This window comes from Pseudomonas sp. NBRC 111139 (assembly GCF_001753955.1).
Lineage (GTDB): Bacteria > Pseudomonadota > Gammaproteobacteria > Pseudomonadales > Pseudomonadaceae > Aquipseudomonas > Aquipseudomonas alloputida.
In genome coordinates, this window is record NZ_BCBP01000016.1 from 21,867 (window position 1) to 42,722 (window position 20,856).

The 20,856-nt window shown below is 63.1% G+C and carries 21 protein-coding genes and 1 pseudogene; 17 read left to right on the forward strand and 5 right to left on the reverse strand.

Annotated features, from left to right (window positions below; translation table 11 throughout):
* Positions 1-421 precede the first annotated feature (421 nt).
* Positions 422-1,243 carry a Crp/Fnr family transcriptional regulator FnrC gene (gene fnrC / locus BJQ17_RS01940; protein ID WP_004374553.1) on the forward strand — a complete coding sequence of 274 codons (822 nt, stop codon included), beginning with the start codon at positions 422-424 and terminating at the stop codon, positions 1,241-1,243.
* On the forward strand, positions 1,228-2,466 hold the full coding sequence (locus tag BJQ17_RS01945; protein ID WP_070095425.1) for a DUF4010 domain-containing protein: 1,239 nt from the start codon (positions 1,228-1,230) through the stop codon (positions 2,464-2,466). Before fnrC ends, BJQ17_RS01945 begins: the two co-directional genes overlap by 16 nt.
* 39 nt (positions 2,467-2,505) lie before the next feature.
* Here the strand turns inward: BJQ17_RS01945 and paaX are convergent, their stop codons facing one another.
* From paaX to BJQ17_RS31540, 3 genes are all read right to left on the reverse strand, one after another.
* Positions 2,506-3,429 carry a phenylacetic acid degradation operon negative regulatory protein PaaX gene (paaX, locus tag BJQ17_RS01950; RefSeq protein ID WP_004374548.1) on the reverse strand — a complete coding sequence of 308 codons (924 nt, stop codon included), beginning with the start codon at positions 3,427-3,429 and terminating at the stop codon, positions 2,506-2,508.
* Positions 3,430-3,506: 77 nt separating this feature from the next.
* Positions 3,507-4,106 (reverse strand): phenylacetic acid degradation protein PaaY, encoded by a 600-nt coding sequence (gene paaY / locus BJQ17_RS01955; protein WP_004374546.1) that lies wholly within the window; start codon positions 4,104-4,106, stop codon positions 3,507-3,509.
* Positions 4,079-4,315, reverse strand: coding sequence for a hypothetical protein (locus BJQ17_RS31540; RefSeq protein ID WP_140400497.1), 237 nt, complete (start codon positions 4,313-4,315; stop codon positions 4,079-4,081). Before BJQ17_RS31540 ends, paaY begins: the two co-directional genes overlap by 28 nt.
* A 137-nt stretch (positions 4,316-4,452) precedes the next feature.
* Here BJQ17_RS31540 and paaF point away from each other — a divergent pair, with 137 nt between their 5' ends.
* The 15 genes and pseudogenes from paaF to paaZ all read left to right on the forward strand — a co-directional run bounded on the left by paaF (position 4,453) and on the right by paaZ (position 19,942).
* Positions 4,453-5,226: a 2,3-dehydroadipyl-CoA hydratase PaaF gene (gene paaF / locus BJQ17_RS01960; protein ID WP_070095426.1), complete on the forward strand. Its 774-nt coding sequence runs from the start codon at positions 4,453-4,455 to the stop codon at positions 5,224-5,226.
* A 34-nt stretch (positions 5,227-5,260) separates the two neighbouring features.
* Positions 5,261-6,052: a 2-(1,2-epoxy-1,2-dihydrophenyl)acetyl-CoA isomerase PaaG gene (paaG, locus tag BJQ17_RS01965; RefSeq protein ID WP_004374541.1), complete on the forward strand. Its 792-nt coding sequence runs from the start codon at positions 5,261-5,263 to the stop codon at positions 6,050-6,052.
* Between the two features lie 2 nt (positions 6,053-6,054).
* A complete protein-coding gene (gene paaH / locus BJQ17_RS01970; RefSeq protein WP_070095427.1) occupies positions 6,055-7,572 on the forward strand; it encodes a 3-hydroxyacyl-CoA dehydrogenase PaaH in 1,518 nt (505 codons plus the stop codon).
* Complete coding sequence (paaI, locus tag BJQ17_RS01975; RefSeq protein ID WP_012052299.1) at positions 7,565-8,005, forward strand: hydroxyphenylacetyl-CoA thioesterase PaaI; 441 nt, start codon at positions 7,565-7,567, stop codon at positions 8,003-8,005. Before paaH ends, paaI begins: the two co-directional genes overlap by 8 nt.
* On the forward strand, positions 7,998-9,218 hold the full coding sequence (gene pcaF / locus BJQ17_RS01980) for a 3-oxoadipyl-CoA thiolase (protein ID WP_070095428.1): 1,221 nt from the start codon (positions 7,998-8,000) through the stop codon (positions 9,216-9,218). Before paaI ends, pcaF begins: the two co-directional genes overlap by 8 nt.
* Before the next feature lie 121 nt (positions 9,219-9,339).
* Entirely contained in the window at positions 9,340-10,659 is a 1,320-nt protein-coding gene (gene paaK, locus BJQ17_RS01985; protein ID WP_004374534.1) for a phenylacetate--CoA ligase PaaK, read from the forward strand.
* 223 nt (positions 10,660-10,882) lie between these two features.
* A complete protein-coding gene (gene paaA / locus BJQ17_RS01990; RefSeq protein WP_004374531.1) occupies positions 10,883-11,872 on the forward strand; it encodes a 1,2-phenylacetyl-CoA epoxidase subunit PaaA in 990 nt (329 codons plus the stop codon).
* A gap of 25 nt (positions 11,873-11,897) precedes the next feature.
* Positions 11,898-12,179: a 1,2-phenylacetyl-CoA epoxidase subunit PaaB gene (paaB, locus tag BJQ17_RS01995; RefSeq protein WP_004374528.1), complete on the forward strand. Its 282-nt coding sequence runs from the start codon at positions 11,898-11,900 to the stop codon at positions 12,177-12,179.
* Positions 12,180-12,187: 8 nt separating this feature from the next.
* Positions 12,188-12,946: a 1,2-phenylacetyl-CoA epoxidase subunit PaaC gene (gene paaC / locus BJQ17_RS02000; protein ID WP_070095429.1), complete on the forward strand. Its 759-nt coding sequence runs from the start codon at positions 12,188-12,190 to the stop codon at positions 12,944-12,946.
* Entirely contained in the window at positions 12,933-13,466 is a 534-nt protein-coding gene (paaD, locus tag BJQ17_RS02005) for a 1,2-phenylacetyl-CoA epoxidase subunit PaaD (protein WP_004577381.1), read from the forward strand. The genes paaC and paaD overlap by 14 nt, the downstream gene beginning before the upstream one ends.
* Before the next feature lie 15 nt (positions 13,467-13,481).
* On the forward strand, positions 13,482-14,558 hold the full coding sequence (gene paaE, locus BJQ17_RS02010; protein ID WP_070095430.1) for a 1,2-phenylacetyl-CoA epoxidase subunit PaaE: 1,077 nt from the start codon (positions 13,482-13,484) through the stop codon (positions 14,556-14,558).
* A gap of 152 nt (positions 14,559-14,710) precedes the next feature.
* Positions 14,711-15,019, forward strand: a complete 309-nt coding sequence (locus BJQ17_RS02015; protein WP_004374508.1) for a DUF485 domain-containing protein — start codon at positions 14,711-14,713, stop codon at positions 15,017-15,019.
* Positions 15,010-16,578, forward strand: a pseudogene (locus BJQ17_RS02020) (cation acetate symporter); the annotation flags it as partial. The gene BJQ17_RS02015 and the pseudogene BJQ17_RS02020, both read left to right, overlap by 10 nt.
* A 39-nt stretch (positions 16,579-16,617) precedes the next feature.
* Entirely contained in the window at positions 16,618-17,850 is a 1,233-nt protein-coding gene (locus tag BJQ17_RS02025) for an OprD family porin (RefSeq protein WP_070095431.1), read from the forward strand.
* A gap of 37 nt (positions 17,851-17,887) precedes the next feature.
* Positions 17,888-19,942, forward strand: a complete 2,055-nt coding sequence (gene paaZ / locus BJQ17_RS02030) for a phenylacetic acid degradation bifunctional protein PaaZ (protein WP_070095432.1) — start codon at positions 17,888-17,890, stop codon at positions 19,940-19,942.
* Positions 19,943-20,139: 197 nt separating this feature from the next.
* On the opposite strand, the gene BJQ17_RS02035 is transcribed toward paaZ, so the two are convergent.
* Together BJQ17_RS02035 and BJQ17_RS02040 are read right to left on the reverse strand one after the other, a co-directional pair.
* Positions 20,140-20,409 carry a DUF6555 family protein gene (locus tag BJQ17_RS02035; RefSeq protein ID WP_004374494.1) on the reverse strand — a complete coding sequence of 90 codons (270 nt, stop codon included), beginning with the start codon at positions 20,407-20,409 and terminating at the stop codon, positions 20,140-20,142.
* Positions 20,410-20,575: 166 nt separating this feature from the next.
* The gene (locus BJQ17_RS02040; protein ID WP_012052306.1) at positions 20,576-20,785 is read right to left on the reverse strand and encodes a general stress protein; all 210 of its coding nucleotides are present in this window, start codon (positions 20,783-20,785) and stop codon (positions 20,576-20,578) included.
* Positions 20,786-20,856: the final 71 nt, after the last annotated feature.

Genomic DNA, 20,856 nt, shown 5'->3' on the forward strand with positions numbered 1-20,856 from the left:
TTGACGCGGATCAATACCTCGGGACTTCGCCGGCGCACCCTGTACCCAGATCACAGCCACTTCAGGCCCTGCAGGCGTGCCATGGCGACACCGCCCTGAGTTTCACCTGCACTGCCGGCAGGGACGCCTTCATTCTGCATTGTCTACCGATACATGCTTTGGAGGCCCTGATGAACGTTTACGTGGAGAAGAACACAGAGCAGGGACGCTGTTGGGTACACATGGATGACTGGCGGGTGGGTTTCAGTACGGCTGCCGAAGCCGAGCGGTTTGTCGAACGGCTTACAAGCCGCCTCAATGCCCCCCACTCGCGTGACATGCTTGCTGATTGGTCGCCCCATGCCGGGGTGACCGTGGGGCTCGGTGCGCGTCATGGCGCAGGGGCCCAAAGCGGCCTCCAAAATGCGAAGGAGGCCTGAAAATGCCTGGCCAGCTGAAGGTCACCCTGCTCGACTCACCCAACGCATTGTCCAAGGCAAACCCTATTCACCTGAAACCGCTGGTGAACCACTGCATGGATTGCCGGGTCAGCGGTCTGTGCCTCCCCATGGGTCTGCCGGTTGACGACAACAGCTGCCTGGGCGCGTTGATAGGCCCACGCATGCGCATTCGCAAGGGTGCCGCGCTGTTCAATGCCAACGATCCGCTGTCCATGCTCTATGCCGTACGTTGCGGCAGTTTCAAGACCAGCCTGAACACCGCCGAGGGGCAAGGCGTGGTGATCAACTTCTGGATGCCGGGCGATGTACTCGGCCTCGATGCCATTGCCACAGAGCACCATGTCTGTGACGCCATTGCCCTGGAAGACAGCGAAGTCTGCCCCGTCCCCTATCGTCGCTTGCAAACCCTGGCGCGTGAGTTTCCGGAGCTGCAGCAGAGCCTTAATCGCTTGATGAGCCGCGAGATCGTGCGTGAGCACGGGCGCGTGCTGATGCTGTGCAACCTGACAGCAGAACAGCGGCTGGCCAGCTTCCTGGTGGGGCTCTCCAGGCGCTTCGTCAGCCGCGGTTACTCTGCCCATGGCTTCATGTTGCGCATGTCTCGTGAAGACATGGCTTCGTACCTGGGGTTACGCCTGGAAACCGTGTGCCGATCCGTCGCCCGTCTGCGCACGCTGGGTATCGTCGACCTGCATGGCAGGTTGGTAGAAATTCTCGATATGCCTGCACTCATGGCACTGGAACAAGGTGGCGGGGAATGTGAGGTCAAGGTCCCGCTAAAGGCACCATGCTCGACGCCTTGAATGTTGGCCACGGCGCTGTGGCGCTGGGTATCGGCATGCTGGTGGGGCTGGAGCGCGAGCGTAAGAAGGGGCGTAACGAAGACCACGCGGCCGCCGGGCTCAGGACCTTCGCCATCACTGCATTGCTGGGCTACGTCAGCATGTTGCTGGCAGGTGCGGTGCTGGTCGCGGTGGCGAGTCTGGGCTTGGTGCTGATGCTCTGCATGCACTACCGCAGACATGCCGATAAAGACCCTGAAGTGACCAGTGAAATTGCCCTGCTGCTGGTGCTGACACTCGGAGCGCTTAGCCTTCATGAGCCTGAGCTCGCCGCAGCGGTGGGCGTGGTGCTCACCGTGCTGTTGGCGCTGCGACGCGAACTGCATCATTTCGTGCTGCAACAATTGAGCGAGGAAGAGTTGCGCGATGGCCTGATGTTGTCCACGGTGGCCTTGGTGGTACTGCCGCTGACACCGGACCAGTTTCTAGGCCCCTACAACATACTCAACCCGCGCACGATTTGTAACCTGGTGGTCTTGCTGATGGCCGTGGGTGCTTTAGGACACATCGTCATGCGCCTGATGGGACCTCGCTATGGCCTGCCCTTGAGCGCGATCGCATCGGGCTTTGCTTCAAGTTCTGCCACCATTGCCCTGCTTGCGCACCGCGTCAGACAGCAAGGCGCTGCTGCCAGGCCATTTGCCGGCGCTGCCGTATTGTCCAATCTCGCCAGCATCACCCAATTTGCACTGGTGCTGAGCATCGTCGACCGTCGCTTGCTCGACCCTTTCTGGTCATCGATCGCGCTGGGGGCACTGGTCACACTCGTGTATGGCGTGCTTCTGCTAGCCCCTTGGCGTGCTGCTCATGGAGGATCCGCCACACATCCGGGCGATGGCGCGTTCAGTCTCTGGACAGCACTGGCGATCACCGCTGCGATAACCGGCATCGCCTTGTTCTCGGCATTTCTGCTTCAGCTTCTGGGCTCCAATGGCGTCAAACTCGCGGCTTTCGTCGGCGGCCTGGCCGATGCTCATGCGGCCACGGCCTCGATCGCCTCGTTGGTCGCTGCCGGACGAATCAGTGCGAATGAAATCGTCATACCGGGCTTGCTCGCATTGACGGGGAACACATTAAGCAAATGTGTTCTGGCCTTGAGCAACGGAGGTTTCAGCTTTTCGCGATACCTCATTCCAGGGCAACTGCTCATCCTGGGGGCAATGTGGTTGGGGTTGCTCCTATAGGGACACAAGAACTGCCTGCTGGTAGTAGGTGACTTACCCTCAAGCCAACCCGCCAAAACGTTTGTAGAAACTCTCGCTCACATCCGGCAATGGGCCATCTGCTGTTTCCAGTGCTGCATTCAACCATTCTTCGGCTTTGGCAAACACCAGTCGGTAGAGGTTACGGCACAACTGCCGCGCAGCCCTTCCCTCCCAGTCCCCTGGCAGCAGCTCGTCGGGCAGTTGCGGGTCGCGCAGCAGCAGGCGGCGGTACTCGTGAATCAGCAGCGTGCGTGCCAGGAAGCAATCTTGAGCATCCAGCAACGGCTGCTCTTTCAAACCTTGCCACAGCGGCCTGAACAGCTGGATAAACTCGCTGTATTGCTGCCCCAGTTCGTCGATACGCCAGCTTTCCCGCACCTGGGCGCGCATCGCCTTGGACGCGAGCACCTCTTGGGTGTGGGTGTCGAAGACGATACTGTCGTCGCCGGCCTCAAGGTCACGCAACGTGGCCACCAGGTCGGCACGGTCTGCCCGTGGGCAACCTAGCAGGTTCGGCGCCATGACACCAAACCCCTGCCACTCCAGCTCTTCACGCACGGCCTTGCGTTTACCCGCCTCGAGTTGCGACAGCAACACCAGCGTCCAGGCCCCGTCCCAGGCTGGCTGGCTTGGGCTATAGACGCGCTTGAAAGCTTTTTCGAAACGCCGACGGCCAGTGCCTGTCAGGCTGTAATAACTGCGTCGACCCACCTTTTCTGCAGTGAGCCAACCTTCTTTGGTCAGGCGAAAGATCGACGTGCGAATCAGCCGTTCATTGATGCCGATCGGTTCCAGCAGGTTGATCAGGCTACCGAGCCAGACTGTACCGCCGTGCGGCTCGATGGCATCGCCGTACAACGTGATGATCAGGGAACTGGCGCGGATCGGCGTCTGTTCCTGAAAGCGGGTGATCAAGTGGTTCAGTGGGGCAAGAGTGCTCATGGGCGAACTGTGCGCGGATAAAGCACCGACTATACCTGTGCGGTGGGCCGCCTGGCCATTGCGTGTCGCTGCCAGGCTCATGCGCTCGCCTGGCCCTTGGGCCTGACCCCGGTGTCTTCCATGCGCGGGCGTCCCGGCTCTGCCTCGGCCAGCGGCGGGCATTCGACCATGCTGTTCATGCAGCGCTGCGCCAGGTGCTGGTACTCCGCCGTCCCGCGCTGTTTCCAGGCCAGCTCCTGATCGGTCAGTGGGCGTTTGACCTGGGCTGGCGACCCCATCACCAGGCTCTGCGCCGCGCATTCGAAGCCTGCCTTGACGAAGGCAGTGGCCGCGACAATGCAACGTGGTGCTACATGGGCGCCATCCATCACCACGGCGTTCATGCCGACCAACGCGTCTTCGCCCACTCGGCAGCCGTGCAGCACGGCGCCATGGCCGATGTGCCCGTTACGCTCTACTACGGTGTCGCCCCCCGGGAAACCGTGCATCACGCAGGTGTCCTGCAAGTTGGCGCCCTCCTCCAGCACGATGCGGCCGAAATCGCCCCTGAGCGATGCCAGTGGGCCGATGTAGCAGCGGGGTCCAACGATGACGTCGCCGATCAGGACTGCACTGGGGTGCACGTAGGCTGTCGGGTGAACCACGGGCGTCAGGCCGTCCAGTCGATAGCAAGGCATGGCATCACTCCTGAAATGATTTGAAATTTCTTTCGATCTTGTATCAGAAGCTGTTTGGTCGTCAATCGTGTATCACTTGTGTTGATTTGATTCTGCCAGGCAAAAACCAGCGTTAAATACCAGAAAATAACCAGATGAACCGATTCTTCTGCAGGCATTGCTCTGCGGCTTTGGCCGCTGGAAAATAAAAAAGAGATACGCGAATACATTTTGAAACTTGCATTGATGTATCACATAGAGCATATACTGACCTCACCTGGTCGTGATCCCGCATTACGCCCCTGCAAACAATTCCAAAAAATGCCGGCCACGCGATGTGCCGTGCGTGCAGCCAGAGGAACCCGACATGCCGCGATATATCGATGTGCAGGCGCCCGAACACGGCGTTCAGCTCATTACCCTGCAACGGCCCGAGGCCTTGAATGCCCTGTGCACCGAGCTACTGGCAGAACTGGCTGCTGCGCTGCAGGCTGCCGGGGACGACGAGCATGTCCGGGCCACAGTGATTACCGGCAGTGCCAAAGCATTCGCCGCAGGCGCCGACATCCGCGAGATGGCTGATCGCGACCTGGTCGGCATCCTCAATGACCCGCGCGTAGCGCATTGGCAAAGCATCACCGCATTCGCCAAACCGCTGATTGCCGCAGTCAACGGCTATGCCCTGGGTGGCGGCTGTGAACTGGCAATGTGCGCCGACATCGTCATCGCCGGTACCGACGCCCGTTTCGGCCAGCCGGAAATCAACCTTGGCATCATCCCCGGTGCTGGCGGCACCCAGCGCCTGTTGCGTGCCGTCGGTAAGCCGTTGGCCATGCAGATGGTACTGACGGGGGAAGCCATCACTGCCCACCGCGCCCAGCAGGCCGGCCTGGTCAGCGAAATCACCCAGCCCGAACTCACCGTAGAACGCGCCATGCAGGTTGCCCGCAGCATCGCCGCCAAAGCGCCGCTGGCCGTGCGCCTGGCCAAGGAGGCGTTACTGAAGGCCGGTGATACCGACCTGGCCAGCGGCCTGCGCTTCGAGCGCCATGCCTTCACCCTGCTGGCTGGCACCGCCGACCGCGATGAAGGCATCCGCGCCTTCCAGGAAAAGCGTCAAGCCCGTTTCCAGGGGCGCTGACCATCATTCTCTCGACTGACGGAGCGAGCCTGTCATGACTTTCCAGCACATCCTGTTTTCCATCGAGGACGGCGTTGCCTTCCTTTCATTGAACCGCCCCGAGCAGCTGAACAGCTTCAATACGGCCATGCATCTGGAGGTGCGCGAAGCGCTCAAGCAAGTGCGCCAAAGCAGTGACGCGCGGGTGCTGCTGCTGACGGCTGAAGGCCGCGGCTTCTGCGCCGGGCAGGACCTGTCCGACCGCAACGTTGCCCCAGGCGCCGAAATGCCGGACCTGGGCCAATCGATCGACAAGTTCTACAACCCGCTGGTACGCACCCTGCGCGACCTGCCTTTGCCGGTGATCTGTGCGGTCAACGGCGTGGCGGCCGGTGCCGGTGCCAACATTCCCTTGGCCTGCGACCTGGTGCTGGCCGCCCGCTCGGCCAGTTTCATCCAGGCCTTCTGCAAGATCGGCCTGGTGCCGGACTCCGGCGGTACCTGGCTGCTGCCGCGCTTGGTCGGTATGGCCCGGGCCAAGGCGCTGGCCATGCTGGGCGAGCGCCTTGGCGCCGAACAGGCCGAGCAATGGGGGTTGATCCACCGCGTGGTGGATGATGCCGCGCTGCGTGACGAAGCCCTCACCCTCGCCCGCCAGCTCGCCGCCCAGCCCACCTACGGCCTGGCACTGATCAAGCGCAGCCTCAATGCCAGTTTCGACAACGGTTTTGAGGCGCAGCTGGAGCTGGAGCGAGACCTGCAGCGCCTGGCCGGGCGCAGCGAGGACTACCGCGAAGGCGTGAGCGCCTTCATGAACAAACGCACGCCAGCCTTCAAGGGGCGCTGAACATGGGCGCACTCGCAAGCAATGTGCAGGTGGCGGTGATCGGTGCCGGCGCCATGGGCGCCGGTATCGCCCAGGTCGCGGCCCAGGCCGGCCACCCCGTCAAGCTCTACGACAACCGCCCGGGTGCTGCCGCCCAGGCGGTGACGGGTATCGATCGCCAACTGGCCCGGCTGGTGGACAAAGGAACGTTGCCGGCCGCTGAACGCGAAGCGATCAATGCCCGCCTGTGCCCGGTCGATACACTCGAAGCCTTGGCAGATGCCGGCCTGGTCATTGAAGCCATCGTCGAAAACCTGCAGGTGAAGCAGGCGTTGTTCAGTCAGCTCGAAACCTTGTGCGCAGCCGACTGTATCCTTGCCAGCAACACTTCGTCACTGTCCATCACCAGCCTCGCCGCTGGCCTTGAACGCCCACAGCACGTGGTTGGTATGCACTTTTTCAACCCGGCACCGCTGATGGCGCTTGTCGAGGTGGTGTCGGGCCTGGCAACCGACCCGGCAGTGGCCGCACGCATCTACGCCACTGCCCAGGCCTGGGGCAAGCAGCCGGTACATGCACGCTCTACACCCGGTTTCATCGTCAACCGGGTAGCGCGGCCGTTCTATGCCGAAAGCCTGCGCCTGATGCAGGAAGGTGCCGCCGATTGCGCCAGCCTGGATGCGCTGATGCGTGACGCTGGCGGCTTTCGCATGGGGGCGTTCGAGCTGACCGACCTGATTGGCCATGACGTCAATTACGCTGTCACGTGTTCAGTATTCGATGCTTTCTATGGCGATTTCCGGTTCCAGCCTTCGCTGGTGCAGAAGGAACTGGTGGACGCCGGTCGCCTGGGCCGCAAGACCGGCCAAGGCTTCTATCGCTATGCCGAAGGCGTCGAGCGCCCGCAGCCGGCGGAACTGCACAGCTCCGCCTGCGCAGAGGCCTGCGTTGTCGAGGGCAACCTGGGGGTGATGCAGCCGCTGGTCGAGCGCCTTCGCCAAAGCGGCATTGCCGTGACCCAGCGCGCCGGTAGTGGCTTGATCCAGGTGGGCGACGCCACCCTGGCACTGTCCGATGGCCGCCTGGCCAGCCAGCGCGCCCGCGAAGACGGCCTGCGCAACCTTGTGCTGCTCGACCTGGCGCTGGACTACAGCAGCGCCACCCGCCTTGCCATCAGTTGGTCCGCCGACACCACTAACAGCGCCCGCGACCACGCCGTAGCCTTGCTGCAGCGTGCCGGCCTGAAAGTGACCGGTGTCGCCGACCTGCCCGGCCTGGTGGTACTGCGCACCGTGGCAATGCTCGCCAACGAGGCCGCCGATGCGGTGCTTCAGGGCGTCGGCAGCGCCGCCGACATTGACCTGGCCATGCGCGCCGGCGTCAATTACCCCCGCGGCCCGCTGGCCTGGGCCGCAGACATCGGCCTTGCCCACACCCTGGCCGTGCTCGACAACCTGCAGCGCAGCTACGGCGAGAGCCGCTACCGCCCTTCCCTGCTGTTACGTCGCTGCGAAGCCAAAGGAGGCACCCTGCATGACTGAAGTGGAACTGGCACAAGCCTGTGCCGACGCCATGTACGCCCGCGACCCGGCCACTCAGGGCCTGGGCATCAGCCTGCTGGATGCCGGCCCAGGCCGGGCCAGCCTGCGCATGGCGGTACGTGCCGACATGATCCAGGGGCATGGCACCTGCCATGGCGGTTTCCTGTTCGCGTTGGCCGATTCGGCGTTCGCCTTCGCCTGCAATAGCTACGACCAGGCCACGGTGGCGCTGGGCTGCACCATCGACTACCTGGCCCCGGCGCTGCGCGATGACGTGCTCACCGCCCACGCCAGCGAAGTCAGCCGCAAAGGCCGCACCGGCCTGTACGACGTGCGCATCGACAACCAGCGCGGTGAGCTGGTGGCGATGTTCCATGGCAAATCCTACAAAGTGCGCGGCACCGTGCTGGCGCAGGAGACGCAAGATGAATGAACCGACCCACGCCGATGCCTTGATCATCGACGCCGTGCGTACCCCCATTGGCCGCTATGCCGGGGCCCTGAGCAGCGTGCGCGCCGACGACCTGGCGGCCATCCCGCTCAAAGCCTTGATCCAGCGTCACCCCGAACTGGACTGGAAAGCCATTGATGACGTTATCTTCGGCTGTGCCAACCAGGCTGGCGAAGACAACCGCAACGTGGCTCACATGGCGAGCCTGCTGGCCGGGCTGCCACTCGAAGTACCAGGGACCACGATCAACCGCCTGTGCGGTTCTGGCCTGGATGCCATCGGCAATGCGGCACGTGCGCTGCGCTGCGGTGAAGCGGGGCTCATGCTGGCCGGTGGTGTAGAGTCCATGTCGCGTGCGCCGTTTGTGATGGGTAAGTCGGAGCAGGCATTCGGGCGTGCGGCCGAGCTGTTCGACACCACCATCGGCTGGCGTTTCGTCAACCCGCTGATGAAGGCCGCCTACGGCATCGATTCGATGCCGGAAACGGCTGAAAACGTGGCCGAACAGTTCGGCATCTCGCGCGCCGACCAGGATGCCTTTGCCCTGCGCAGCCAGCACAAAGCCGCAGCAGCTCAGGCCCGCGGCCGCCTGGCGCGGGAAATCGTGCCGGTCCAAATCCCGCAACGCAAAGGCCCAGCCAAAGTGGTCGAGCATGACGAGCACCCGCGTGGCGACACGACCCTGGAGCAGCTGGCTCGGCTCGGGACGCCGTTTCGTGAAGGCGGCAGCGTAACAGCGGGTAATGCCTCCGGCGTGAATGACGGCGCTTGCGCCCTGCTGCTGGCCAGCAGCGCCGCGGCCCGCCGCCATGGGCTGAAGGCCCGCGGCCGCATCGTCGGCATGGCGGTGGCCGGGGTTGAGCCCAGGCTGATGGGTATTGGTCCGGTGCCTGCGACCCGCAAGGTGCTGGCGCTCACCGGCCTGGCACTGGCTGACCTGGATGTCATCGAACTCAATGAGGCCTTTGCCGCCCAAGGGCTGGCCGTGTTGCGCGAGCTGGGCCTGGCCGACGACGACCCACGCGTCAACTGCAACGGCGGCGCCATCGCCCTGGGCCATCCACTGGGCATGAGCGGTGCTCGATTGGTGACCACTGCCTTGCACGAGCTTGAAGAAACGGCCGGCCGCTACGCCCTGTGCACCATGTGCATCGGTGTAGGTCAAGGCATCGCCATGATCATCGAGCGCCTCTGAGCGGTTCGGGCCCTGCGCTTGTTACCGAACTGAACGCAGCCGTATATGCTGCCTCCATGACACTCACCGCGTGGCCTGCAGCCGCTGGCGCGCGGCGTACAAGAACAATTCGAGTGAAGCCATGAACATGTACCATGATGCCGATCGTGCCCTGCTGGACCCGATGGAAACCGCCAGCGTCGACGCCCTGCGCCAGCACCAGCTGGAGCGTCTGCGTTGGAGCCTGAAGCACGCCTACGACAATGTGCCGCTGTACCGCCAGCGCTTTGCCGAGTGCGGCGCCCACCCCGATGACCTCAAGTGCCTGGAAGACCTGGCGAAGTTCCCCTTCACCGGCAAGAACGACCTGCGCGACAACTACCCCTACGGCATGTTTGCCGTGCCCCAGGAAGAAGTGGTGCGCCTGCATGCCTCCAGTGGCACCACCGGCAAGCCGACTGTGGTCGGCTACACCCAGAACGATATCGACACCTGGGCCAATGTGGTTGCCCGTTCGATTCGTGCGGCCGGCGGGCGCAAAGGTGACAAGGTGCATGTGTCCTACGGCTACGGGCTGTTCACCGGCGGGCTCGGCGCGCACTACGGCGCCGAGCGCCTGGGCTGCACCGTGATCCCCATGTCCGGTGGCCAGACCGAAAAGCAGGTGCAGCTGATTCGCGACTTCCAGCCCGACATCATCATGGTCACCCCGTCCTACATGCTCAACCTGGCTGATGAAATCGAGCGCCAGGGCATCGACCCCCACCACCTCAAGCTGCGCCTGGGCATTTTTGGTGCCGAGCCGTGGACCGACGAGCTGCGCCGTTCAATTGAGCAGCGCCTGGGCATCAATGCCCTCGATATCTACGGCCTTTCGGAAATCATGGGGCCCGGGGTGGCAATGGAGTGCATAGAGACTAAGGACGGCCCGACCATCTGGGAAGACCACTTCTATCCCGAGATCATCGACCCTGCTACCGGCGAGGTACTGCCGGATGGCCAGCTGGGCGAGCTGGTATTCACCTCGCTGAGCAAAGAGGCATTGCCGATGGTGCGCTACCGCACCCGCGACCTCACCCGGCTGCTGCCGGGCACCGCTCGGCCAATGCGGCGGATCGGCAAGATCACCGGCCGCAGTGACGACATGCTGATCATTCGCGGGGTCAATGTGTTCCCGACCCAGATCGAGGAGCAGGTCCTAAAAATAAAACAGCTTTCAGAGCTGTATGAGATCCATCTGTATCGCAATGGAAACCTGGACAGTGTCCAAGTGCATGTGGAACTGCGCGCAGAGTGCCAGCACCTTGACGAAGGCCAGCGCAAGCTGGTCGTCGGGGAGTTGACCAAACAGATCAAGACTTACATCGGCATCAGCACCCAGGTGCACCTACAACCCTGCGGCACGCTCAAGCGCTCCGAGGGCAAGGCGTGCCATGTGTTCGACAAACGGTTGGCCAGCTGACCCAATCGGCTGCCATTTCGGCCCCGGCATTGCCCGGGGCCTTTTTTTTGCCTGCGTTCCCTCGGGCACGCGATGCAGGCGCAGCCTTGTGCCGAGAGTGGGCTGCAACAGCCCCTTGGCCGGCAATGTGATACACAAATATCACTTGATACACATAAATGTGTTTGACGTTATGTTTTGTATCGCTTACAAATGACTCATGCCTTAGCAGGAGTCGCAGCACATGTACGCACAGCTAGTGGAAACCGGAGTCAAGCGCGTCAAGACGCTGGAAGAAATGTCCCCCGAGGAACGCAACTTCCAGGAAAAGATCGACGCCGAAATCAAGATCGAAGCCAAGAACTGGATGCCCGAGGCCTACCGCCAGACCCTCATCCGGCAGATCTCCCAGCACGCCCACTCTGAAATCGTCGGCATGCTGCCCGAAGGCAACTGGGTTACCCGTGCCCCAAGCCTCAAGCGCAAACTGCAGCTGATGGCCAAGATTCAGGACGAAGCCGGTCACGGCCTGTACCTGTACAGCGCCATGGAAACCCTGGGGGCTGACCGCGACGAAGAGATCGACAAACTGCACAGCGGCAAGGCCAAGTACTCGAGCATCTTCAACTACCCCACCCTCAGCTGGGCCGACATGGGCGCTGTGGGCTGGCTGGTGGATGGCGCCGCCATCGTCAATCAGGTGGTGCTGCAGCGCACCTCTTACGGCCCCTACTCCCGCGCGATGATCCGTATCTGCAAGGAAGAGAGCTTCCACCAGCGCCAGGGCTACGAAATGCTCCTGACCATGATGCGCCAGGGCACCCAAGCCCAGCGCGACATGGTTCAGGACGCCATCAACCGCCTGTGGTGGCCGGCGCTGATGATGTTCGGCCCGAGCGATGAACACTCGCCCAACAGCGCCCAGTCGATGGCCTGGAAGATCAAGCGCCAGACCAACGACGAACTGCGCCAGCGCTTCATCGACCAGACCGTTCCGCAGTTGGAGCTGCTTGGCTGCACTGCGCCTGACCCTGAGCTGAAGTGGAACGCCGAGCGCGGCCACTACGACTTTGGCGAAATCCAGTGGGACGAGTTCTACGAAGTGATCAAGGGCAATGGCCCGTGCAACCTGGAACGTGTCGCCACCCGGCGCAAGGCCATCGAGGATGGCGCCTGGGTACGCGAGGCCGCCGTGGCCTATGCGCGCAAGCAACAGAACAAGAACGCCGCCTGAGCGGCGATTGATGCGGAGATCGAAAATGTCTGTCTGGACCCTCTACGAAGTGTTCGTGCGCAGCAAGCACGGCCTTAACCACAAGCATGTCGGCAGCGTGCACGCCGCCGATGCCGCCATGGCCATCGAGAACGCCCGCGAGCTCTACACCCGCCGTAGCGAAGGTGTGAGCCTGTGGGTGGTGCCTTCGGCGCTGATCACCGCCTCCTCCCCCGACGAGAAAGACCCGCTGTTCGCCCCCTCGGACGACAAGGTCTATCGCCATGCCAGCTTCTACGAGCTGCCCGACGAAGTCGGACACATGTGAGGTGGGCCATGCATAAAGAAGCCCTTATCCCCTATCTGCTGTTGCTCGGCGACAGCGCCCTGGTCCAGGGCCAGCGCCTCTGTGAATGGTGTGGCCGCGCCCCGGCCATCGAGGAAGAGCTGGCCCTGATGAACGTCGGTCTCGATCTGGTCGGTCAGGCCCGCAACTGGCTGGAGTATGCCGCCGAGCTGCTCGACGATGGCCGAGATGCCGATGCCCTGGCGTTCCGCCGTGACGAGCGCGCCTACCGCAACCTGCTGCTGGTCGAGCAACCCAACGGTGATTTTGCCGTGACCATGACCAAGCAGTTCCTTTACGACGCGTGGCACTTCGCCGTGCTGCAGGAGCTGGTCGAGTCCAGCGACTCGCGAATCGCCGGTATTGCCGCCAAGGCCCTGAAGGAAGTCACCTACCACCTGCGCCGGTCCAGCGAATGGGTACAACGCCTGGGCGGTGGTACCGATGCCAGCCGCCAGCGCATGCTTGCCGCTATCCCGGTGCTGTGGCGCTTCACCGTTGAACTCACCGCTGGCAGCGACAACGAAGTCCGTCTGGCCGAATGCGGTATCGGCGCCGATCCCGCTACCGTCGGCGCCACCTGGCTGAAGCAGGTCACCGCGACGTTTGCTTCGGTCGAACTGCCGCTGCCCAAGGCCGCCAGCCACTTCTACCTGGATGGCCGCAAAGGCCTGCACACCGAGCATCTGGGCCTGCTGCTGGCCGAAATGCAGTTCCTGCCAAGGGCCTACCCCGATGCAACCTGGTGAACTGATTGCCGGCGACCGCGGCGCGCGGGCACAGCAAGGCGACGACCTGGCTCGTGCCTGGGCGGTATTGGGCCAGGTCATGGACCCTGAAGTGCCGGTGGTCAGCGTGGTCGACCTGGGGATCGTGCGCGATGTCGATTGGCGCGCCGGCCACCTGCACCTGGTGGTCACCCCGACCTACTCTGGCTGCCCGGCCACCGAAGTCATCGAAGGAGATATCCGCCAGGCGCTGGAACAGGCCGGTTTCACCGCGCCAGACCTGGAGCGCCGGCTGACCCCGGCCTGGAGCACCGACTGGATCAGCGAACTGGGCCGCGAGCGCCTGCGCGCTTATGGCATTGCGCCGCCGCAAGGCAGCGCCAGCAAGCGCAGCCTGCTCGGCGAAGCCCCCCAGGTGTGCTGCCCGCAATGCGGCAGCGCCCATACCGAATTGCTCAGCCAGTTCGGCTCCACGGCCTGCAAGGCGCTGTACCGCTGCCGCGAGTGCCTGGAGCCATTCGACTATTTCAAATGCATTTGAGCCGTGGAGACCACCATGAGCCAGTTTCACAGCCTGACCATCAAGCAAGTGCGCAATGAGACCCGTGATGCGGTATCGATTGCCTTCGATGTGCCCGAGCACCTGCAGGACCAGTTCCGCTTCACTCAGGGCCAGTACCTGGTCATGCGCACCCAGCTGGATAACGAAGAAGTCCGCCGCTCCTACTCCATCTGCAGCGCCGTACAGGACGGCGAACTGCGCGTGGCCGTCAAGCGCGTGCCGGGCGGGCGCTTCTCGGCGTTTGCCAATGAGGTGCTCAAGGAAGGCCAGCAGCTGGAAGTGATGCCGCCATCGGGCAGCTTCTTCGTGCCGCTGGACCCGGCTCGCCAGGGCAACTATCTGGGTGTGGCCGCCGGCAGCGGCATCACCCCGATACTGTCGATCATCGCCACTACGCTGGCCAGCGAGCCGCACAGCCGTTTCACCTTGCTGTACGGCAACCGCTCCAGTTCGGGGGCGCTGTTCCGCGACAAGCTCGAAGACCTGAAAAACCGTTACCTCGACCGCTTGAACCTGATTTTCGTGTTCAGCCGCGAACAGCAGGATGTTGACCTGTACAACGGCCGCATCGACGCCGACAAATGCGGCCAGCTGTTTTCGCGCTGGCTGGACGTTGCCGGCCTGGACGCAGCATTCATCTGCGGCCCGCAGGCGATGACCGAGACCGTGCGTGACAGCCTGCAGGCCAACGGCATGGCCAAGGAACGCATCCACTTCGAGCTGTTCGCCGCCGCCGGCAGCGAGGCCCGCCGCGAAGCCCGTGAGGCGGCACGCCAGGTGGATTCGGCGCTTAGCCACATCACCGTGATCAGCGACGGCCGTGCCCTTGCTTTCGACCTGCCGCGCAACACCCAGAACGTGCTGGACGCCGGTAACGCCATTGGTGCCGAGCTGCCCTACTCGTGCAAGGCCGGTGTGTGCTCCACCTGCAAGTGCCGGGTGATCGAGGGCGAAGTGGAGATGGACAGCAACCATGCCCTCGAAGATTACGAAGTGGCGGCCGGGTATGTGCTGTCGTGCCAGACCTACCCGGTGAGCGACAGGGTGGTGCTTGACTTCGACCAGTTGTAGACCGGGTCGACTGCTTCGCGGGTAAACCCGCTCCTACAGGGCCTGCGCAGGGCCTTGGGGCAGCATCCTTACCTGCGAAGAGGGCCTAAGCAACAACGCAATACCCCGCGTGACCTCAACACAACAATTACAAAACCAAGAGATCGCTTGCCATGACACCCGAACGCATAGAAAGCATCGCCAACCACCCCGACTTCCAGCACCTGGTGCGGCGCAAGCGCCGCCTCAACGGCAGCCTGACCCTGGCCATGCTGGTCGTCTACTACGGCTTCGTCCTGCTGGTTGCGTTTTCGCCCAGCACCCTCGGCCAGTCCCTCAGCGGCGGCGTGACCACGGTCGGCATGCTGGTGGGCGTGTTGATGGTGCTGCTGTCCTTTGCCCTGACCGGCATCTATGTGCACCGCGCCAACAACGTGCTCGACCCGCTCAACGACAAGGTCAAGCAGGAGTGCGCACAATGAACTGGACCGCCATTTCGATGTTCATGGTGTTTGTCTGCTTCACCCTGCTGGTCACCCGCTGGGCTGCCCTGCGCACCCGCTCGGCCAGTGACTTCTACACCGCCGGGGGCGGCTTGACCGGTATGCAGAACGGCCTGGCGATCGCTGGCGACATGATCAGTGCCGCTTCGTTCCTGGGCATTTCCGCGATGATGTTCATGAACGGCTACGACGGTCTGTTGTATGCCCTTGGTGTCCTGGCGGGCTGGCCGATCATCCTGTTCCTGATTGCCGAGCGCCTGCGCAACCTGGGCAAGTACACCTTTGCCGACGTGGTCAGCTACCGGCTGGCGCAAACCCCGGTGCGCTTGACCTCGGCTTTCGGCACCCTGGTGGTGGCGCTGATGTACCTGGTGGCGCAAATGGTCGGCGCCGGCAAGCTGATCGAGCTGCTGTTCGGCATCAGCTACCTGTACGCCGTGATGCTGGTCGGTGTGCTGATGGTTGCCTATGTCACCTTCGGTGGCATGCTCGCCACCACCTGGGTGCAGATCATCAAGGCGGTAATGCTGCTCTCTGGCACCAGTTTCATGGCCTTCATGGTGCTCAAGCACTTCGGCTTCAGCACCGAGGCCATGTTTGCCAGTGCCGTGGCCGTGCATGCCAAGGGCCAGGCGATCATGGCCCCAGGCGGCTTGTTGTCCAACCCGGTGGACGCCATTTCCCTCGGTTTGGGCATGATGTTCGGCACCGCTGGCCTGCCGCATATCCTGATGCGCTTTTTCACTGTCAGTGATGCCAAGGAAGCACGCAAGAGCGTGTTCTACGCCACCGGTTTCATTGGTTACTTCTACCTGCTGCTGATCGTTGTCGGCTTTGGCGCCATCGTCATGGTCGGCACTGAACCGTCCTACCGCGACGCCACTGGCGCCATCATCGGTGGCGGCAACATGGTCGCCGTGCACCTGGCCCAGGCCGTGGGTGGCAACCTGTTCCTGGGCTTCATCTCTGCCGTCGCCTTCGCCACCATTCTGGCTGTGGTCGCTGGCCTTGCGCTGTCCGGGGCATCGGCGGTGTCCCACGACCTGTATGCCTGCGTGATGCGCAAAGGCAAGGCGACCGAGCAAGAGGAAATGCGCGTGTCACGCATTGCCACGCTGGTCATCGGCCTGCTGGCGGTGATCCTGGGCCTGATGTTCGAGTCGCAGAACATTGCCTTTCTTTCCGGCCTGGTGCTGGCGGTGGCCGCTTCGGTCAACTTCCCGGTGCTGCTCCTTTCCATGTTCTGGAAAGGCCTGACCACCCGCGGCGCGGTGTGCGGCAGCATGGCCGGGCTGGTCTCGGCGGTGCTGTTGGTAGTGCTGGGCCCGGCGGTGTGGGTCAACGTGCTGCACAACGAAACGGCGCTGTTCCCCTACAGCAACCCTGCGCTGTTCTCCATGAGCCTGGCCTTCCTCAGTGCCTGGGTGTTCTCGGTTACCGACAGCTCCGAACGTGCCGTTGAAGAGCGTGGTCGCTACCTGGGCCAGTTCATCCGCTCCATGACCGGTATCGGTGCGGCTGGCGCCAGCAAACACTGACTTCAAGGACGAACAGACATGTCGGGTAAAACAACAACAATGAACCGCACACACTTCCTGTCAGCCGCCTGGCTGGCCACCTTCGCCCTGCCGATGCCCGCGCTGGCCGACTTCATCGGCGACAGCCATGCACGCCTGGAGCTGCGCAACCACTACATCAACCGTGATTTTCGCCAGAGCAACGCCCCGCAGGCCAAGGCCGAGGAATGGGGCCAAGGCTTTACCGCCAAGCTGGAGTCGGGCTTTACCGAGGGCCCGGTCGGCTTTGGCGTGGACGCGCTGGGCCAGTTGGGCATCAAGCTCGACTCCAGCCGCGACCGTCGCAATACCGGCCTGCTGCCTTTTGGCCCGAACAGCCACGAACCGGTCGATGACTACAGCGAGCTAGGCCTGACCGGCAAGGTTCGCGTGTCCAAGAGCACCTTGCGGGTGGGCACCTTGCAGCCGATCCTGCCGGTGGTGGTGTACAACGACACCCGCCTGCTGGCCTCCACCTTCCAGGGTGGCCTGCTCACCAGTCAGGACCTCGATGGCCTCACCTTCAATGCCGGACGCCTGACCAAGGCCAACCTGCGGGATTCGTCTGGCCGCGACGACATCGGCTATGGCGCTGCCAGCAGTGACCACCTGGACTTTGGCGGTGGCAGCTACGCCATCACCCCGCAAACCACGGTCAGCTATTACTACGCCAAGCTCCAGGACATCTACCGTCAGCAGTTCGTCGGTCTGATCGACACCCGCCCACTGGCAGAAGGACTGAGCCTGCGCAGTGACCTGCGCTACTTCGACAGCCGCAACGACGGTGCCGAGCGTGCCGGCAACATCGACAACCGTAACTTCAACGCCATGTTCACCCTGGGCGTGCGGGCACACAAGTTCACCGCCACCTGGCAGCAGATGTCTGGTGACAGCGCCTTCCCGTTCGTCAACGGCGGCGACCCGTTCACCGTCAACCTGGTCACCTATAACACCTTCACCCGGGCCGGGCTGGACGCTTGGCAAGTGCGTTACGACTACGACTTCGTTGCCATGGGCATCCCCGGCCTGAGTTTCATGACCCGCTACACCGACGGTCGCCACGCGGAAACTGCCACCGTAACCAATGGCCGTGAGCGCGAGCGCGACACCGACATCACGTATGTCATCCAGAGTGGCCCGTTCAAGGACGTCAGCCTGCGCTGGCGCAATGTCACCTTCCGCTCCGGCAACGGCCTGACCAACGCCGTGGACGAAAACCGCCTGATCATCGGCTACACCCTGGCGCTGTGGTAACAGCACCCCTCACATTTTGAACAGCATGGAGAACAGCATGTCTGCCGCCCCTACTCTGCAAAGTTTCATCGCCGGCCGTTGGCTCGGCCAGCACGGCGCCCAGGCCCTGCGCAGCGCCCTCGACGGCCACGTCCTGGCCTACAGCCATGAAGAGCGCCCGGACTTCGCCGAAGCTGTGGACTACGCGCGTGCACGCGGTCTTGCCTCGCTGATGGGCATGGATTTCCAACAACGTGCCCAACGCCTCAAAGCCCTGGCCCTGTACCTGGCCGAGCACAAGGAGCAGCTCTACGCCCTGTCGCACCACAGCGGCGCCACCCGGGCCGACAGCTGGATCGATATCGAAGGCGGCAACGCCACGCTGTTCTCCTATGCCGGCATCGGCAGCCGCGAGCTGCCGTCGGGTAACCTGGTGCACGAAGGGCCTGCCATACCGTTGGGCAAACAAGGCCATTTCGCCGGTAGTCACATCCTGGTGCCACGGGCAGGCGTTGCGGTGCACATCAACGCGTTCAACTTCCCTATCTGGGGCATGCTGGAAAAGTTTGCCCCGACGTTCCTGGCCGGTATGCCCTGCATCGTCAAGCCAGCGACCTCGACCAGCTATTTGACCGAGGCCGTGGTACGCCTGATGAATGCCTCCGGCCTGCTGCCCGAAGGCAGCCTGCAGCTTGTTATCGGCAGCACCGGCGACCTGCTCGACCGCCTGCAGGGGCAGGACGTGGTGACCTTCACCGGCTCCGCCGATACCGCTGCCAAATTGCGCGTGACGCCCAACCTGATTCGCAACTCGGTGCCGTTCACTGCCGAGGCCGACTCGCTCAACTGCGCCATCCTCGGCCCGGACGTGACACCGGACAGCGAAGAGTTTGACCTGTACATCAAGGAAGTGGTGCGTGAAATGACCACTAAAGCCGGGCAGAAGTGCACCGCCATCCGCCGTGCGATCGTCCCGGCCAGGCACCTGGATGCCGTCGCCACCCGCCTGCGCGAGCGCTTGAGCAAGGTCGTGGTTGGCGACCCGTCCCTGGAAGGTGTGCGCATGGGGGCCCTGGCCTCCCATGACCAGCAGCGCGATGTCGGCGAGCGGGTGCGCAGCCTGCTGCAGAGTTGTGATCAGCTGTTCGGCGCCAGCGATGGCTTTGCCCCGCGTGGCGAAGGCGTGGCTGAAGGCGCGTTCTTTGCGCCAACCTTGTTGCAGGCCCGCGACCCACATGCCGAGGGCGGCGCCCACGATATCGAAGCGTTCGGCCCGGTCAGTACGCTGATGGCCTATGACGACCTCGACGAAGCCTTGGCACTGGCTGCCCGTGGCAAAGGCAGCCTGGTGGCGACCCTGGTCACCGCCGACCGCAGCGTGGCCGCCAAGGCTATCCCGGTGGCTGCTGCCTGGCATGGCCGTCTGCTGGTGCTCGATAGCCAGGCTGCCAAGGAGTCCACTGGGCACGGCTCGCCGCTGCCGCAGCTCAAGCACGGTGGCCCGGGCCGCGCCGGTGGTGGTGAAGAGCTGGGTGGCCTGCGTGCGGTCAAGCATTACCTGCAACGCGCCGCCGTACAAGGCTCGCCGAGCATGCTCACGGCGGTCACCGGCGAGTACGTGCGCGGCGGCGAAGTGATCGAAACCGACGTGCACCCGTTCCGTCGCTACTTCGAGCAGCTGCGTGTCGGCGAGTCGCTGCTCACCCATCGCCGCACCGTGACAGAAGCTGACCTGGTCAATTTCGGCTGCCTGTCAGGCGACCATTTCTACATGCACTTCGACGAAATCGCCGCCAAGGCGTCGCAATTCGGTAAGCGCATTGCCCACGGTTACTTCGTACTGTCGGCAGCGGCCGGGCTGTTTGTGTCGCCCGGTGCCGGACCGGTGCTGGCCAACTATGGGCTGGACACCCTGCGCTTCATCAACCCGGTGGGCATTGGCGATACTATCCAGGCGCGCCTGACCTGCAAGCGCAAGATCGACCAAGGCAAGACCAGCCCGCTGGGGCAGCCGCAGGGGGTGGTGGCGTGGGATGTGGAGGTGACCAATCAGCTGGGTGAGTTGGTGGCCAGCTATGACATCCTGACCTTGGTGCTGAAAAAACCAGAATGAGGAGTTGAAGCTACTGGCCTCCTCTCGGGCAAGCCGCCTCTGATCGGTAATGCCCAGTGCCCTTTGTAGGAGCGGGTTCACCCGCGAAGAGGCCGGTAGCTGCTCAAGCCGCTTAAGGACAGTTCACGGTATCTACGTACCTTATAGGAGCGGGCATCTCCGCTCCTGCAGTTTCTTTACCGGTTGCACGCGAGCTATTAGACCATCGCCGCCGGATCGCCCACCGACTGGTTGGGCTTGCTCCCCGAAATCCGCCAGCTCACGGCGGTAATGCCGTAACGCTCGGCCATCGGCCGACTGACCTTCCTGATCTTCTCGCGACCGAACTTGGGAATGATGCCGATGCCCGCATCACAACTTGCCCAATGCCAGGCCTCGGCGTTGTCCAGGCGTTCCAGGCGAATGATGAAACTGCGCGGCTGGTCATGCAGTTTGTAATCGATTATGTACAACTGTGGGCTAGGCATCGCAGGGGGCCTCCTCTTCTCCATGGATGACATTTTGATTGATCGGGCGGTGGCCAGAAGATTCAAAATTTTGTCTAACAAAATGTCATGGCGCGATTCCGGGGCGGCTACCCCGAAATCGCTGCTGGGCACCTGTGGGGAGCTGCCGTTCAGCGAAAGCCCCCACTCACTGGCTGCGGCCTGCGCCGTGGCTGTTGCGTCCCCCCTTGCGTCCGGCTTCCGACGCCCGTTGGCGGTCGTTGGCAAAGTTGCCGCCAGATGCCTGGCCACCCTTGTGGCCAGCGCGCGATGCCCTCTCGCGGTCATTGGCAAAGTTACCTGGGTTGGTTTCCTTGGTGCCGCCGCGCTGGCGGGTTCGCTCTTGGTCCTGCGCCATGTCGTTTCTCCTTGCGATGGATTGGCTGATCGCATGAATCGGTGCCATGCCTAGCTTCCGAGCCCCCGATT